The organism is Aestuariimicrobium sp. G57, from assembly GCF_050110855.1.
GTDB lineage: Bacteria > Actinomycetota > Actinomycetes > Propionibacteriales > Propionibacteriaceae > Aestuariimicrobium.
Genome location: NZ_JBNINW010000005.1, coordinates 203,702 through 216,217, shown reverse-complemented (window position 1 = coordinate 216,217; position 12,516 = coordinate 203,702). Strand labels below are relative to the sequence as shown.

At 67.4% G+C, this 12,516-nt stretch carries 11 protein-coding genes; 4 read left to right on the top strand and 7 right to left on the bottom strand.

The window, feature by feature from the left end; all coding sequences use genetic code 11:
* Nucleotides 1-227 precede the first annotated feature (227 nt).
* The gene (gene leuA, locus ACQCX5_RS12685) at nt 228-1,973 is read left to right on the top strand and encodes a 2-isopropylmalate synthase (protein ID WP_434542392.1); all 1,746 of its coding nucleotides are present in this window, start codon (nt 228-230) and stop codon (nt 1,971-1,973) included.
* A gap of 6 nt (nt 1,974-1,979) precedes the next feature.
* On the opposite strand, the gene ACQCX5_RS12680 is transcribed toward leuA, so the two are convergent.
* The 6 genes from ACQCX5_RS12680 to ACQCX5_RS12655 all read right to left on the bottom strand — a co-directional run bounded on the left by ACQCX5_RS12680 (nt 1,980) and on the right by ACQCX5_RS12655 (nt 9,379).
* Nucleotides 1,980-2,774 carry an isoprenyl transferase gene (locus ACQCX5_RS12680; RefSeq protein ID WP_434542391.1) on the bottom strand — a complete coding sequence of 265 codons (795 nt, stop codon included), beginning with the start codon at nt 2,772-2,774 and terminating at the stop codon, nt 1,980-1,982.
* 18 nt (nt 2,775-2,792) lie between these two features.
* Nucleotides 2,793-3,893, bottom strand: coding sequence for a substrate-binding domain-containing protein (locus ACQCX5_RS12675; RefSeq protein ID WP_434542390.1), 1,101 nt, complete (start codon nt 3,891-3,893; stop codon nt 2,793-2,795).
* 89 nt (nt 3,894-3,982) lie between these two features.
* On the bottom strand, nt 3,983-5,086 hold the full coding sequence (locus ACQCX5_RS12670) for a substrate-binding domain-containing protein (protein WP_434542389.1): 1,104 nt from the start codon (nt 5,084-5,086) through the stop codon (nt 3,983-3,985).
* Between the two features lie 94 nt (nt 5,087-5,180).
* A complete protein-coding gene (gene mmsB, locus ACQCX5_RS12665; RefSeq protein ID WP_434542388.1) occupies nt 5,181-6,458 on the bottom strand; it encodes a multiple monosaccharide ABC transporter permease in 1,278 nt (425 codons plus the stop codon).
* Nucleotides 6,455-8,053 (bottom strand): multiple monosaccharide ABC transporter ATP-binding protein, encoded by a 1,599-nt coding sequence (gene mmsA / locus ACQCX5_RS12660; protein WP_434542387.1) that lies wholly within the window; start codon nt 8,051-8,053, stop codon nt 6,455-6,457. Before mmsA ends, mmsB begins: the two co-directional genes overlap by 4 nt.
* A gap of 132 nt (nt 8,054-8,185) precedes the next feature.
* Nucleotides 8,186-9,379 (bottom strand): ROK family transcriptional regulator, encoded by a 1,194-nt coding sequence (locus tag ACQCX5_RS12655; protein ID WP_434542386.1) that lies wholly within the window; start codon nt 9,377-9,379, stop codon nt 8,186-8,188.
* 81 nt (nt 9,380-9,460) lie between these two features.
* Here ACQCX5_RS12655 and recO point away from each other — a divergent pair, with 81 nt between their 5' ends.
* Nucleotides 9,461-10,255, top strand: coding sequence for a DNA repair protein RecO (gene recO / locus ACQCX5_RS12650; RefSeq protein WP_434542385.1), 795 nt, complete (start codon nt 9,461-9,463; stop codon nt 10,253-10,255).
* Nucleotides 10,256-10,258: 3 nt separating this feature from the next.
* Here recO and ACQCX5_RS12645 read toward each other — a convergent pair whose 3' ends face one another.
* Nucleotides 10,259-10,660, bottom strand: a complete 402-nt coding sequence (locus tag ACQCX5_RS12645; protein ID WP_434542384.1) for a Fur family transcriptional regulator — start codon at nt 10,658-10,660, stop codon at nt 10,259-10,261.
* Nucleotides 10,661-10,745: 85 nt separating this feature from the next.
* Here ACQCX5_RS12645 and ACQCX5_RS12640 point away from each other — a divergent pair, with 85 nt between their 5' ends.
* Together ACQCX5_RS12640 and ACQCX5_RS12635 are read left to right on the top strand one after the other, a co-directional pair.
* The gene (locus ACQCX5_RS12640; RefSeq protein WP_434542383.1) at nt 10,746-11,273 is read left to right on the top strand and encodes a copper chaperone PCu(A)C; all 528 of its coding nucleotides are present in this window, start codon (nt 10,746-10,748) and stop codon (nt 11,271-11,273) included.
* A complete protein-coding gene (locus tag ACQCX5_RS12635; RefSeq protein ID WP_434542382.1) occupies nt 11,270-12,502 on the top strand; it encodes a Dyp-type peroxidase in 1,233 nt (410 codons plus the stop codon). The genes ACQCX5_RS12640 and ACQCX5_RS12635 overlap by 4 nt, the downstream gene beginning before the upstream one ends.
* The last annotated feature ends 14 nt before the right edge of the window (nt 12,503-12,516 follow it).

The following is a 12,516-nucleotide window of genomic DNA, read 5'->3' as shown; positions in this document are numbered from 1 at the left end:
ACCAGACCCGCCATGCGAACGGTGGTCGTCCATGCGGCGAAGGGGTGTACCTTGGACGCATCATGTTCGGACGGCGGCTTCTTCACTGCCGCAGCGAGGCCCGGTGAACCCACCCGGCGGCTCCCTCGCTGCGGAGTTGGTCGTGCCCGCCACCGCGATGTCGTCCCCCGGCCCAGCGCCGGCCACAGGGACCATCGCCACCACCGACAGCTTTCAGTGAGGAAACCATGAGCACCAACACGTTTGGCACCCGTCCGCAGCCTGTACCCACCCAGCAGCCCAGCCCCATGCCGTTCGGGCGGTACACCCCGTTCGTCCCCGTTGACCTGCCCGACCGCACCTGGCCCACCAAGCGCATCGACAAGGCGCCGCGCTGGCTCTCGACCGACCTGCGTGACGGCAACCAGGCGCTGATCGACCCGATGACCCCGGCCCGCAAGCGCCGCATGTTCGACCTGCTGGTCAAGCTGGGCTACAAAGAGATCGAGATCGGCTTCCCGTCGGCCTCGCAGACCGACTTCGACTTCGTGCGCCACCTGATCGAGCAGGACGCCATTCCCGAGGACGTCACCATCTCGGTGCTGACCCAGGCCCGTGAAGACCTGATCGCGCGCACCGCCGAGTCGCTGGTGGGTGCCCGGCGGGCGACCATCCACATGTACAACGCCACGGCCGAACTGTTCCGCCGGGTGGTGTTCCGCATGAGTGCAGAAGAGACCAAGGCGCTGGCGATCCGCGGCACCGAACTGGTGATGAAGCATGCCGAGGCCAACCTGGGTGATGTCGAGTTCGGCTACCAGTACAGCCCCGAGATCTTCACCCAGACCCCGACCGACTTCGCCGTCGAGGTGTGCAATGCCGTCGCCGACGTGTGGCAGCCGGGCGAGGGCCGCGAGATCATCTTCAACCTGCCCGCCACGGTCGAGCGGTCGACGCCCAACACCTATGCCGACCAGATCGAGTACTTCACCCGCCACGTCAACCACCGCCAGAACGTGGCCGTCTCGCTGCACCCGCACAATGACCGGGGGACGGCCGTCGCCGCGACAGAGCTGGGCATGATGGCCGGCGCTGATCGCGTCGAGGGCTGCCTGTTCGGCCATGGCGAGCGCACCGGCAACGTCGACCTGGTCACCCTGGCCCTGAACCTGTTCAGCCAGGGCATCGACCCCAAGGTCGACTTCAGCGACATCGACGAGGTGCGCCGTACCGTCGAGTACTGCACCGGCCTGCCCGTGCACCCGCGCCACCCCTATGCCGGTGACCTGGTCTACACCGCCTTTTCGGGCTCGCACCAGGACGCCATCAAGAAGGGGCTGGAGGCGCTCGAGAAGCAGGCCGACGCCGAGGGTGTGGGGCTGCACGAGGTCGCCTGGGAGGCCCCGTACCTGCCGATCGACCCGCACGACGTGGGCCGCACCTACGAGGCCGTGATCCGCGTGAACTCGCAGTCGGGCAAGGGCGGCATGGCCTACATCATGAAGAGCGAGTTCAAGCTCGACCTGCCCCGCCGACTGCAGATCGAGTTCAGCCGCGTCGTCCAGCGCCATGTCGACACCGAGGGTGGCGAGATCGCCCCGGCCGAGATCATGGCCCAGTTCTCGCGCGAGTACCTGGACCGGACCAGCCCGCTCGAGGTGGTGAAGTCGCGCCAGATCTCGAACGGCGGCAGCTACCAGATCGACGCGATCGTGAACTGGCATGGCGAGCAGAAGACCGTCTCGGGCGAGGGCAACGGCCCGCTGTCGGCCTTCGTCGACGCCCTGGGCCAGCTGGGGGTCAAGGTGAAGGTGCTGGACTATTCCGAGCACGCGCTGACCGCCGGCGGTGACGCGCAGGCCGCGGCCTATGTCGAGACCGAGGTCGGCGAGGACGACGACGCCGACGTCTACTGGGGCGTGGGCATCGACGCAGACATCCTCACGGCGTCGCTGAAGGCCGTGGCCTCGGCGGTGAACCGCGCCCAGGCCTGAACCCTGCTACGGGGCGGTGACCTCATTCGGCACCGCCCCGCCGAAGCGGCGGTCGCGGTGCACGTACATCTCGACCGCCCGCCACAGGTCACGCCTGTCGAAGTCGGGCCAGAGCCGGTCAAGAAAGATCATCTCGGCATAGGCCGACTGCCACAGCAGAAAGTTCGACGTGCGCTGCTCACCTGATGAGCGCAGGAACAGGTCCACATCGGGCACATCAGGGTTGTACAGGTGGCGCCCGATCGTCTTGTCACTGATCCGGTCGGGGTCGAGGCGGCCCGCCGCCGCCTCGGCCGCGATGGCGCGCACCGCGTCGACGATCTCGGCGCGCCCGCCGTAGTTCACACAGAACTGCAGCGTCAGGGTCGAGTTGTGCCGTGACATCGCCTCGGCGGTCGCGAGCTCGTTGATCACGCTGCGCCACAGCCGCGGGCGCCTGCCCGCCCACACGATGCGCACGCCCAGGTCGTTGAGTTCGTCGCGCCGACGGTGGATGACATCACGGTTGAACCCCATGAGAAAACGCACCTCGTCGGGTGAGCGCTTCCAGTTCTCGGTCGAGAAGGCGTACGCCGACAAGTAGGGGATGCCCATCTCGATCGCCCCGTGGATGACGTCGAGCAGCGACGCCTCACCCATCGTGTGGCCCTCGGTGCGCTTCAGGCCGCGCTGTTTGGCCCAGCGTCCGTTGCCGTCCATGACGATGGCCACGTGCTGCGGCAGCGCGTCCGGGGGCAGGTGCGGTGGACGAGCCCCGCTGGGGTGGGGCGTCGGCTGGCGGCGGGGGGCTGTCGGGCTCACCCTGCGAGCCTAGTGGCCTCAGGCGTGGGTCAGCGGCGCGAGCACCGGATTGCCCGCCAGCACCTTGGCAGCATTGTCCTTGCTGACCAGTTGGGGCGAGACGAGCACGGCGGGGGTCTTGCGCAGCCGGTTGCGCCTGCTCGATTGCGGGTTCACCGTCAGCTCGGCGCCGCTGGTGATGGTGGTCACGGTCCTGGCGATCGCGGCGGCGAGCACGGCCGCGTCACGGTACTGCGTGGTCAGCATCGTGCCGGCCATCACGTCCCTGACGCCCTCAGTGCTTGCCCCGGACGAGAGCAGCAGCGGCGGCTTGTGCCCCGCGTCGGCAGCAACCTGCCTGATCGTCGGGGCCATGGCATCGTCGGGGATCACCACCGCGGCCAGTTCATGGCGGGGGTAGGTGGCCTGGTAGGTGGTGGCCAGCCGCTTGGCGGCCGCGGCCTGATCGCCGGACTCGACGGCAGCCGTGCCGAAGTTCGTCTGGCCCGACTTTACCGTCAGGGTGCCGGCCTCGTTGAGCGCCTTGAGGGCGAACATGGCCCCGTTGAACCGGGCCATGGCCGTGAGGCTGTCGCGGGGTCCGGCGAACATCTCGAGGTGCTGGGTGCTGTCGGCGTTCTTGAGGGTGGCCGCGAGCCTGGCGATCTCTTGCTCGCCGATGCTGAACTCGTCCCAGCCGATGTGCAGGTCGATGCCGCCGACGTCCTTGGGGATCTCACCCACCGTGACGACGAGCACACCGGCCTTGTGCGCTTTCTTCAGCGCGGGGCCAATGCGTTGGGCATCGACGGGCTGCACCAGCAGGATGCCGATGCCCTTGTTGCCAGCCTGTTCGACCTGCATGGCCTGGTCGTCGTGGGCAGCGGTTTCAGTGATCGTGGCCGCCGGCAAGGCCGTGCGCAGGGCGTCAGCCAGCGGCACGGTGCCGGGCGGGCGGATGGCACCGGGGTTGAGCAGCGCGAGCACTGTGGCGCTGCGCGCGCTGAGTCGCACCGCCTGCGACGTCACCTTGGTCTCGGTGCAGCCCGCCAGCCCCAGGGTTGCCAGCAGCACGGCGAGCACCAGCGCCAGCCGTCGGCGCATCGCTCGTCCGGTACTGGTCGCGGTCGGCTGCTGCACGCGACCAGACTAGCGAACCGCCGGCGGCAGCCCGGGATTGAGATCCCGAGCCACCGCCGGCGGCGAGTGGTTGATGTGAGCGCAGCTGATCAGGCCTTGGTCAGCGGGCCGAGGGTCTTGTCGTCCTTGTAGACCTCGGCGGCGTTGTCCTTGGTGACGATCTTCGGCTCGAGCAGGTAGGCCGGAACGACCTTGACGCCGTTGTTGTAGGACTTGTCGTCATTGACCTCGGGCTTCTTGCCCGACTGCAGGTCGCCCACCATGGTGATCGAGTGCTTCACCAGCGCAGTGGTGTCCTTGTAGATGGTCGAGTACTGCTCGCCGGCCATGATCGACTTGACCGATTCCACCTCGGAGTCCTGGCCGGTGACGACCGGCAGGGCCTTTCCGGCGGCCTTGACCGACGTCATGGCGGCGCGGGCCAGGGTGTCATTGGGCGACAGGATGCCGTGCAGTTCGGTGGCACCGGCGTAGGTCGAGCTCATGATGGTGTCGAAACGCTTCTGGGCGTTCTCGGCCTTCCAGCCCTGGGTCGAAACCTGCGAGAACGAGGTCTGGCCCGACTTGACCACCAGGGTGCCCTTGTCGATCTCGGGCTTGAGCACGCTCATGGCGCCGTCGAAGAACACCTGGCTGTTGGCATCGTCGGGCGAACCGGCGATGAGCTCGATGTTCCAGGGGCCGCTGCCCTTGCGTGCCTTGAGGCCCTCGAGCAGGGCGGTGCCCTGCAGCTGGCCGACCTTGAAGTTGTCGTAGGCGACGTAGTAGTCAACCGCGTCGGTGTTCTTGAGCAGGCGGTCGTAGGCGATCACGGTGATGCCTGCGTCCTTGGCGGCCTTCAGCTGGGTGCCCAGCTGCGAGCCGTCGATGGCGCCGACGATGATGACCTTGGCGCCCTTGGTGACCATGGCCTGGATCTGGTTCTGCTGCTCCGAGACACCGCCGTTGGCGAACTGCACGTCGGACTCGTAGCCGGCTTCCTTCAGGCCGTCCTTGAACAGTTGCTCGGCGAGCACCCAGTTCTCCGACGTCTTCTGGGGCAGCGCCACACCGATCAGGGCGCCCTTGTCGAACCCGCCAGCCGCACCGCTTGACTGGGTGCCGCTGCCGTCACGCTCACTGTTGCCGCAACCGGTCAGTGCCAGCGCACCGGCCGCGACCAGGGCGACGAGCGCCTTGGTGAACTTCTTCATGATTCCTTCTTCCTGTGTGGCCGTCGTTGGCCGGTGGGTGTGTGGAAGATCGTGGGCGTCGATGATCGTCGCCCTCGTCAATGGGGGAACAGGGTCATTCCTGCGACGCCGTGACCGGCGTCCTGTCGGGCTGTTCTTCGACTGCGTCGACCGTGGCCGGCTTCTTGGGACCGAAGTTCCTGGTGATCAGCCCGGTGATCGACGGCTTGCCCTGCGACTTGTTGTAGACGTCGAAGGCGACGGCGATCAGCAGCACCATGCCCTTGATCATCTGGGTGGCGTCGGCGCCGATGCCCATGAGCTGCAGGCCGTTGTTGAGCACAGCCATCACCAGGCCGCCGATCATCGACCCCGTCACGGTGCCGACACCGCCCGACACTGCGGCGCCACCGATGAACACGGCCGCGATCGCGTCGAGTTCCCAGCCGACTCCGTCGAACGGGCCGGACGCGGTGGAGCGGGCCACGAAGATCATGCCCGCGAGGGCGGCGAGGATCGACATGTTCATCATGACCAGGAAGTTCACCCGCTTGGTCTTGACACCCGACAGCTCGGCGGCGTGCTTGTTGCCGCCGACGGCATAGACGTGGCGACCGATGATGGTGCGCTGCGAGATGAACTGGTACAGGATCACCAGGGCCACCAGGATCAGGCCCGAGATCGGGAATGACGTGCCGCTGCGGCCGGTGCCGAAGAGGTAGGTCAGATAGGCCAGCACGGCACCGATGACGACGATCTTGGTGACGTCGACCCACAGCGGGTCGTTGGCCGCGCCAAGTTTGGCCTGGGTCGCACGGCGGCGGAACGTGGCCACGGCCAGCAGGGCGATCGCGAGGATGCCGAGCAGCAGGGTCAGGTTGTTGAAGCCGGTGTTGGGGCCGATCTCTGGCAGGTAGCCCGCCCCGATCTTCTGGAACTCGGCCGGCACCGGGATCGTGTTCGACTTGCCGATCCACTGGTTCATGCCGCGGAACAGCATCATGCCGGCCAGCGTGGTGATGAACGCGGGGATCCCCACGTAGGCCACCCAGAACCCGTGCCAGGCCCCGATGACGGCACCGATGAGAAGACCGATCAGGATGCCGACGAACCAGTTCACGTTCCAGTCGCGCATGATCAGGGCCACCGAGATGCCCACCACGGCCGCCACCGAGCCCACCGAGAGGTCGATGTGGCCGGCGATGATCACCAGCACCATGCCAATGGCCAGCACCAGGATGTAGGAGTTGCCGTTCAGCAGGTTCATCATGTTGGTGGGCGTCAGCACGTTGCCGCCGCTCTGCCACTGGAAGAAGATGATCAGTGCCAGCAGGGCAAACAGCATGCCGAACTGGCGGACATCGCCGCTGAAAAGCTGCTTCAGGTATTTCATTGTTCGATCCTGTCGGCGGGTTGTTCGAGGAGGTCCTCGGGGTTGATGTCGGTATGGGTCTTGGTCGTGCCGATCGTCATCAGTCGCATCAGCGACTCCTGGTCGGCCTCGTCCCGCGTGAGGCAGCCGGTGATGGCGCCCTCGGCGATCGTGTAGATGCGGTCGCACAGGCCCAACAGTTCTGGCAGTTCAGAGCTGATCACGATGACGCCCTTGCCGCTGCTCGCCAGCTGCTGGATGATGCCGTAGATCTCGAACTTGGCACCCACGTCAATGCCGCGGGTGGGTTCGTCGAGGATCAGCAGGTCGGGCTGGGTGAACAGCCATTTCGACAGCACGACCTTTTGCTGGTTGCCGCCCGAGAGCTTGCTGATGTACTCCTTGACCGATGGGGTCTTGGTGCGCAGCTGGCGACGGTAGTCCTCGGCGGCATTGAACTGCGCGTTCTCGTCGATGACGCCGGCCCAGTTGCTGATCCGGTCGAGCCCGGCCGACACGGTCGTCTGCTCGATCGTGTCGAGGGCATTGAACCCCAGCACCTTGCGGTCTTCGGTCACATAGGCGAGCCCGCTCTTGATGGCGTGCGGCACGGACGAGACGTTGATGGGGCGGCCATCCATGGTGACCTCGCCGCCCCTGAAGGTGCCGTAGCTGTGGCCGAACAGCGACCGGGCCAGTTCGGTGCGGCCGGCACCCATCAGCCCCGCGAAGCCGACGATCTCACCGCGCTTGACCGTGAAGCTTGACCCTTTGCAAATGAGCCGATCGGGGGTCTGCGGGTGGGCAACGGTCCAGTCCTTGACGACGAAGAACTCCTCGCCGATGTTCGGCGTGTAGTCGGGGAACCGGGACGACAGCGGCCGGCCCACCATGCCGCGGATGACCCGGTTCTCGTCGATGTCGGCGGTGACCGGCAGCGTCTCGACGGTGCGGCCGTCGCGGATGATGGTGATGCTGTCGGCGATCTCGGTGATCTCGTTGAGCTTGTGGCTGATCATGATGCAGGTGGTGCCCCGCGAGCGCAGCCCGCGCAGCAGGTCGAGCAGGTGCTCGGAGTCGGTCTCGTTCAGTGCGGCCGTGGGTTCGTCCAGGATCAGCAGCTTGACGTTCTTGGTCATCGCCTTGGCGATCTCGACCAGTTGCTGCTTGCCGACGCCCAGATTCTTGATGGGGGTCGACGGGTTCTCAACGAGCCCGACGCGGGCCAGCAGTTCGGTGGCCCTGTGCGTGGTGGCCGGCCAGTCGATCGCCCCGAAACGGGTCTGCTCGTTGCCGAGGAAGATGTTCTCGGTGATCGACAACTCGGGGACCAGCGCCAGTTCCTGGTGGATGATCACGATGCCGGCAGCCTCGGACTGGCTGATGTTCGCGAACTCGCCGGCCCGGCCGTCGAACTCGATCTCGCCGGTGTAGCTGCCGTGCGGGTAGACGCCCGAGAGCACCTTCATGAGCGTGGACTTGCCAGCGCCGTTCTCGCCGCAGATGGCGTGGATCTCGCCGCGGCGCACCGTGAGGTTCACGTCGTCCAGCGCCTTCACACCGGGGAACGTCTTGGTGATGTGGCGCATCGACAGGATGACATGTGGGTCGGTCATCGTGCCTCCTTCTCTGACTTCTTCGTCCGGCTGGGGCATAGCCGCTCCACATACGTTAGGGAGCAGCAAACTTGTCGTCAACTCTTGAACGCATGGCCTGCGGTCTCGTGTCGAAATTGTGATCAAACGGGTTCAGGATGCCGCAGCGACAGCGCTCTGGGCGGCCAGGGCAGCGGCGCCCAGGGCCTCGGCCCGGGGTCCGAGCTGTGACATCGACACCACGGTACGCGGGCCGATGGCGGGGTGCGCATACCGGGTCATGGATCTCGAGATGGGGTCGAGGAGCGCCGAACCGACCGGCGCCAACGGGCCCGAGATGACGATGGCGTGGGGGTTGACCAGCGTGACCAGGCTGGCCAGTGCCGTGCCGATCGCGCGCCCGGCCTCGTCGAAGACCTTGAGTGCCGCAGGGTCGCGGCGGCGGGCGAGCGCCACCACGTCGTCGATGCTCGGGGTGTCGTGCAGCCGTTTGACGCGCCGGATGTTCGCGAGGACGTGGTCGACTGACGCGACCGCCTGCAGGCAACCACGGTTGCCGCAGTGGCACAGTTCGCCCAGCGGCACGATCTGCAGGTGGCCGATCTCGCCGGTGCCGCCGAACGCACCTCGCATGATGTGGCCGTGCACCATCAACCCGGCGCCGATGCCCGAGGACGCCTTGACCGTGGCCACAATGCTGCTGAGCGAATAGGGTCCCCAGGTCACGTGGGCCAATGCCTGCACGTTGGCATCGTTCTCGAAGTGCACGGGCTGGGTGAACGTCGACCCGGCCAGGGCTGCCAGGTCATTGCCGAACCATTCCGGGAAGCCTGGGTCATGCACCAGCGGCTTGCGCTCATGGTCGAGGATCGTCGGCAGGCTGACCCCCACCCCGATGACGTCGCCGCGGGGGATGCCCGCGCGGTCGAGGTGCTCGTCCATCAGCATGCGTGCCCGGCGCAGGGTGTCGGCCGGGCGGTGGCCGAACGGCAGCGGGGCGATGACCTCGCTGATGACCGCGTGGTCCATGTGGGTGAGCACCATGCGCATCGAGGTCGCATCGATGTCGAGCCCGACGGCGGTGCGCGAATCGTTGAGCGAGATCTCGATGGCCCGGCGTCCCGAGTCGACGACGGGGCGGGTGATGATCTTGTGCTCGGCGTGCAGGTCTTTGACGATGTTCGAGATCGTGCCCGTCGACAGGCCGGTGGCCCTTGCCAGCTTGGCCTGGGTGGTGGGGCCGCCCTGGGCCAGCGTCTCGAGCACGCGCTGGGTGTTCTGCCGTCGCAGGGCAGGCTGCGAACCCGGATTGCGATTGGCCCGGGGGGCAGCGGTGCCGCGTGACATGGTGCCAATAATCTGTGCACGCGGGCTTGTAGTCAAGACTTGAACGCAAGTGCGGGCAAGTCCGGTGGAAGAATGGGCACCATGCCCACCTACCGTGACGAGGCGATCGTGCTTCGCACCCACAAGCTGGGCGAGGCCGACCGCATCATCACCGTGTTCACCCGCGTGCACGGCAAGGTGCGCGCGGTGGCGCGCGGTGTGCGCCGCACGTCGAGCAAGTTCGGCGGCCGGCTTGAGCCGTTCAGCCACGTCGACCTGCAGCTGGCCGAGGGCCGCAACCTCGACATCGTCACCCAGGCCGTGCAATTGCACGCCTGGGCCGACCCGCTGACCGCCGATTATGAGCTGTTCACCGCTGGCCAGGTGATGCTCGAGACCGTCGACAAGCTCGTGCCCGTCGAGGGTGAACCGGCGCTCCAGCAGTACCTGCTGCTCGCCGGGGCCGTGCGCACACTGGCCCAGACCGGCCGACCCGAAGCCTCGGCGCGGACAGCGCCGATGGTGCTCAACTCGTACCTGCTGCGTGCCCAGGCGATTGCGGGTTATGCGCCGACGCTCGATGCGTGTGCCCGCTGCGGGGTCGCGCTGCCCGAACCCGGCCAGCCCGACCAGGTCTGGTTCTCACCGATGGCCGGTGGGCTGGTCTGCCTGCGCCACCGCGCTCCCGGGTCGGTGCGGGTCACGGCGGACGAGCAATTGCTGCTGCAGGGGCTGCTCACCGGTGCCTGGGACGTGATCACGGGCGCGGCCGTACCGGTGCATCGACAGGTGACGGGCATGGTCAGCGCCTACACCCAGTGGCACCTCGACCACGGGCTGCGCACGATGAACTACCTCGAACGCAGCTGGCAGGGGCGCGACCCCCAGCAGTCCTGATCCTCAGCAGTCCTGACAGAGCCCGAACATCTCGAGCTCGTGGCCGGCATCGCGGAACCCGTACTGCGCCGCCACCCTGTCGGCCCACGCCTCGACGGCGCTGGCCTCGATCTCGACGGCCTTGCCGCAGTTGCGGCAGATCAGGTGGTGGTGGTGGCCCGACGAACAAGCCCGGTAGGTCATGTCGCCGTCGGGGGAACGCACCGCGTCGAGTTCGCCCGCCTCGGCCATCGCCTGCAGTGCGCGATAGACGGTGGCCAGCCCCACCTTGTCGCCCTGGCGTTCGAGCACGCCGTGCACCTGCTGGGCCGTCCGGAACTCGTCGCCGCCGGCGAACAGGTCGCGGATGGCGGCCCGCTGGCGGGTCTGGCGGACGGGTGACGAGGTGCGTGCTGGGGTCGACATGATGCTGCCATGCTACCCGCGTGGCCGCTGTGACCGGGCTCACCATGATTCGGGGTCCGGCTGCCCCCGCAGGTACCCTGACCGGGTGATTCGACGTGGATTCCTGCGCCTTGCCCTGGGTGGCGCCGCCCTGACTGCCGCGGGCAGCCTCGCTGCCTGCGGTTCCGACGAGCCCTCGGGCACACCCACCGAGACGCCGAAGATCATCGTCTCGCAACCCTGGGTGCGCACCACCGACGGCGCCAAGGACGTGACCATGAGCGCCGCCTTCATGGACCTCGCGAACCCCTCGGACAAGCCGGTCGCCCTGGTGAAGGCCAGCTGCGAGGTGGCCACGTCGACCGAGTTGCACGAGATGGCGACGGTCGAGGGCAAAAAAGTGATGCGCCAGGTCGAGTCGGTCATCATCGAACCGGGCTCGCACCGCCACCTGGTCTCGGGCGGCAACCACATCATGTTGATGGGCCTCACGAAGGCCCTGCCGATCGGCGACGAGGTCACCCTCACCCTCGAGTTCGACAACGGCCAGGTCGAAACGGTCAAGGCCATGGTGAAGGAATTCACCGAGGAGGAGGACCACTACCACACCCCGAGCGGGTCACCGACGCCGTGAGCACCGACCCCACCCCCGGGCTCGGCCGTCGCGGGCTGTTCGGGCTCGCTGCCACCGGCGCCGCCACCGCGGCGGCGCTGGGCACCGCGGCGGCGCTCAACGCAGGCGAGCGACAGGGTTCGTCCACGGTGCCGAGCCTCAACCCGGACGACGCCCGCGGGCGCACGTGGGACTCGCACGGGGCGCACCAGGCCGGGATCACCACCCGGGTGCCTGCGGCCACGACGGTGCTGGCGCTCGACCTCAACCCGGGCACGACGAAGGACGCGCTGCGCCGGCTGATGACCATCTGGAGCCACGACGCACAGGCGCTGATGTCGGGTGTTCCCGTGCCGGGGGACCCACAGCCCGACCTGGCCCAGCCGAACGTGTCACTCAGCGTCACCTTCGGGTTCGGGCCGGGGGTCTTCCGCATCCCGGGGTTGGTCGACAGGAAGCCGGCCGGGCTGGCCGACGTGCCGCCCATGAAGCATGACAAGTTGCGCCCCGAATACAGCGGGGGAGACCTGCTGGTGCTCATCTCTGCCGACGACCCCACCACCGTCGCGTATGCGGAACGCATCCTCACCCGGGACGCCCGCACGTTTGCGTCGCTGCGCTGGTCGCAGCAAGGGTCATGGCGGGGCGTGGGGGCCGATGGACTTCCGGTGACCGGGCGCAACCTGTTCGGGCAGGTCGACGGCACCGGCAACGTCACCGCCAACTCGGCCGAGATGATCTGGGCCGAGGACGACCAGGCGTGGTTCAGCGGTGGCACCACCCTGGTCGTGCGGCGCATCGAGATGAACCTGACGACGTGGGATGAACTCGTCCGCGACCGCCAGGAACTGGCGATGGGCCGCAACCTGGCCGACGGCGCACCGCTGACCGGCTCGTCCGAGTTCGACCAGCTCGACCTGGCGGCGAAGGGCCCCGACGGGCAGCCGGTGATTCCCCTGAACGCGCATGCCCGGCTGGCGCACCCGTCCGAGAACCGCGGGCGCACGATGCTGCGCCGCTCGGTGAACTATTCGGTCACCGAACAGCGCGACGGCTTGGCTGTCGCCACGTCGGGTCTGGTGTTCATGGCCTTCCAGTCATCGGTGCCCGAGGTGTTCACGCCGGTGCAGAAGCGGCTGGACGAATCGGACGCGTTGAACGAGTGGACCACGGCCATCGGCTCGGCGGTCTTCGCGGTCCCGGGCGGGTTCGGCAAGGACGGCGTGGTGGCATCGGGTTTGTTCGGCTGAGCAGCCGTAGGCTC